The following is a 3,311-nucleotide window of genomic DNA, read 5'->3' as shown; positions in this document are numbered from 1 at the left end:
GTCCCGCACTTCCTCCATCCGCTCCTCACTGTTGTAGGCATAGCGCTGGATTGGTGCGCCGGTGATCGGGTCCTTCTTCGCCGTGGTGCTGCCGCTCGGGTTGTACTCGTAGGTGTTGAATCCCGAGTGCAGTAGCTCGTTGTTGGCGTTGTACTGCCACTGGAAGGCTTGCGTCTGGCGCTCATCCGTCAGGCGGTTGCCCAGCAGGTCGTAGGTGTAACGGTCGTCGGCAAACGGGAACGTGTTCGGCGCCATCGAATCGTTGATCTGGTCGTTGTTCGCGCCGTTGGGGTAGTCGGCGGCGGTCAGGCGATCCACCTGATCGTACTCGTAGCGGTACGGGCCGTGCTCGGTCTGCTTTTGGGTGATGTTGCCGACCGCGTCGTAGGTGTAGCGGTAGTCCATCAGCGGTTGGGCGGCGGAGTTGGTGACCCTGATGGTCTCGCTGCGCAGCAGGCCGTCGTAGGTCAGCGTTCTCACCGTGCCGCCGGGGTAGTTGACCCGGCCCGGCCGGGTCCAGCGGTAGTCGGTGTACTCGATGGTGCCCTCGTTCGGAATCACGATGCTCTGCAGGTTCTTCGCCGCGTCGTAGCCGTAGCTGAAGGTGGTGCCGTCAATCGCCGTGTAGCTGGTCTTCTGGCCGTTGGGGGCGTAGGTGTAGCCGTAGGTCCAGGTGAAGTCGCCGTAGTCGACGGCCTCGCTGATTTTGCGCTGCAGCGGGTCGTAGGTGTAGAGACCCGAGGTGATGCCGTCGTCGTAGCCGGTCAGCACGTTGCGGTCGTTGTAGGTGAAGGTCACCGTCTTGTGCGGGCTGCCCTCGCCTGCGCGCGTGTAGCGGATGGTGGTGCGGCGGCCGGCGGCGTCGTAGACGTAGTCGGCCCTCTGGTTTCTGGCGTCGATCTTCTCGATCAGGTTGCCGGCGGCGTCATAGCCGTAGCGATGGGTCTGGCCCATCGGTCGGCTTTCCGTCCTGGTGCGATTGAGGCGGTCATAGGTGAAGTGGTGGGTGTTGGCGTTGGCGTCGGTCAGGGCCAGCAGGTTGTCGCGGTCGTCATAGCTGTAGCGGGTCACGCCGTTGAGCGCGTCGGTGGTGCTGAGCAGGCGGTTGCGCGCATCAAAGCTGTGCGTGGTGCTGCGGTTGGCGGCGTCGATCACCTCGATCGCGTTGCCTGCCGCGTCAAAGTGCGTCTTGGTGGTGGTGCGCTGGGTGCCCTGGGCGTTGGTGTACACCTCGGTTTGCTCGTGCGCCCGATCACGCAGGTCGTAGCGCATCTCGCGCTGAAAGGTCGGGTACTCGATGCGGATCGGCTGGTACAGGTCGCCGGCGTGGGCCAGGGTGCCGTTGGCATCGGGGTAGACATACCGGGTGACATTGCCGTTGCCGTCGGTGACCGTGGCGAGCCGGTTGAAGCGGTCGTAGCTGTAAGTGGTCTTCTTGTCGGAGGCGTCTTCTTCCTCGATGCGGTTGCCGGCGCGGTCGTACGCGGTCGTCCGCTCGCCGCCCAGCGCATCGACGCTGCGGATCAGCCGGTCGGCGGCGTCGTAGTGATACGTCAGCGTGGTGGCCGCGTCGGCAATGCTGGCGGGCGGAAACGTGGTCGTGATGCGGTTGCCCACCGCGTCGTATTCGTGGGTGGTGGTGTGGCCCAGCGGGTCGGTCTGGCTCAGCAGGTTGCCGGCGGCGTCAAAGGTCTGCGTCCACTGCTGGTTGCGCGCATCGATGCGGGTGCGCGCGTTGCCCATCGCATCGAAGTCTGTGAGGCGGGTTTCCCCGGCCTCGGCGTCGGTGATCTTGGTGACATTGCCGGCGCTGTCGTACTCGTAGGTGGTGGTGGCCGCGGCGGTGGTGGCGTCGGCCTCGCTGGTCATCTGGGTGAGTCGGCCCTCGCCGTTGTAGTCGTAGCGCAGGCGACGCTCGGCCGGGGTGCCCTTGGCTTCGATGCTGAGCGTGCGCAGGCCCTGGGCGTTGTACTGGTGCTCGGTCAGCGTGCCGCGCGCATCCACCTCGGACAGCACGTTGGAGGTGGCCAGATCATGGGTCGTGCGGGTCCGCGTGCCGTCGGGGTAGAGCACGCCGGTCGGGTTCTCAAACTCGTCGTAGTCGTAGGTCGTGCGGCGACCGCGGTAGTCCATGTGGATGCGCTTGCGGCCGTCGCGGATCACCCGCAGCACAGTGACGCCGTTGACATCGCGGCGGACCAGCTCACGCTCGCGGTCGGTCCAGGTTTCGGTCACCTCCTGCAGATCGCCGTTCTCGCGCGTGGTCTTGAGGTAGTACTGCTTGGGGCCGGTGAGGTACTCGAACGCGTAGCGCACCACGCTGCCATCGGGGCGGGTGACGCTGCGCGTGCGGCCGGTGTTGCTCAAGGACAGGACGGTCTCGCGATTCAGCGGGTCGGTCAGCGTGCTCAGCTTGCCGCCGGTGTAGGCGTACTTCCATCGCATGCCGCGCACGTCGGTGACCTGGGTCAACAGTCCCCCGGTGTAGGCGTAGCGGACCTCGCGGCCGCTGTCGTCGCTGACCCGGGTCAGCTGCGCACCGGTCCAGGTCAGGCTCAGCACCGTGCGGCCGCTGCGGTCAGCCACCGAACTCAGCTGCTCGCCGCTGTAGCTCAGGCTGACCGTGTCGCCGCTGCGGTTGCCGAACTGCTGCGTGCGACCGTCCACCGCGTAATCGACCCAGTTGCCGTCGCGATCCGACCAGCGCCACCCACTCGCCGTGCGGGCGATCGTCAAGCGCTCGTCAAACCGGAACAGGCTGCCGTCGGCGGCGATCTTTTCAAAGGCGTCCCCCGCCCGATCAATCCGCGTCACGCTGCCATCGACCGCATCGAAGGTGAACTTGAGCGCCGCCCAGGCCGGGGTGAACTGCCAGGCATTGCGCTCGTAGTTGCGCGACCACGACACCATCCCGCCGGGGACATTGACCGACAGGTCGACCACCGAGGTGCGGTAGCTGCCGTCAGTGGGGTCGACGGCGGCGTGGGTGAGGGCCGATACAGCGAGGAGAAAGAGTGCTGCGAGACGCGAGAGGGTTTTCACGAAGGGACTTGGTGGTAAATGTGGCACTTCAAGAAGCGCCCAGCGAAGAGGCGCACTCAATCAGACTCCGCAGCGCTTGGCGTGACCGACGACGCCGCTCAAGGAACTCGATTCGGTTTGAGTGCTTTCTGGTGTTTGTGGTTGCGGTGAATGGGTCAATACAAGACCTGATCCCCTATTTTTCGGATCGGCAGCTTGATGCTATAAAGCTAGACCTGACCCCGAATCCTCATGACCCCGAATCCTCAAGAACTGACCCTTGATTTTAT

1 protein-coding gene is annotated in these 3,311 nt (G+C 64.9%); it reads right to left on the bottom strand.

Annotation, left to right across the window (positions count from 1 at the left end):
- Nucleotides 1–3,042 (bottom strand): hypothetical protein (locus Q8L89_03375; protein ID MDP1708089.1); only part of this gene is annotated, 3,042 nt, incomplete at its 3' end.
- Nucleotides 3,043–3,311 lie beyond the last annotated feature (269 nt).

It is taken from the genome of Gammaproteobacteria bacterium, from assembly GCA_030680605.1.
Classification (GTDB): Bacteria; Pseudomonadota; Gammaproteobacteria; order SURF-13; family SURF-13; genus JAQBXX01.
Note: the sequence above shows the minus strand (reverse complement) of the source record. Positions and strands in the feature narration are given on the sequence as shown.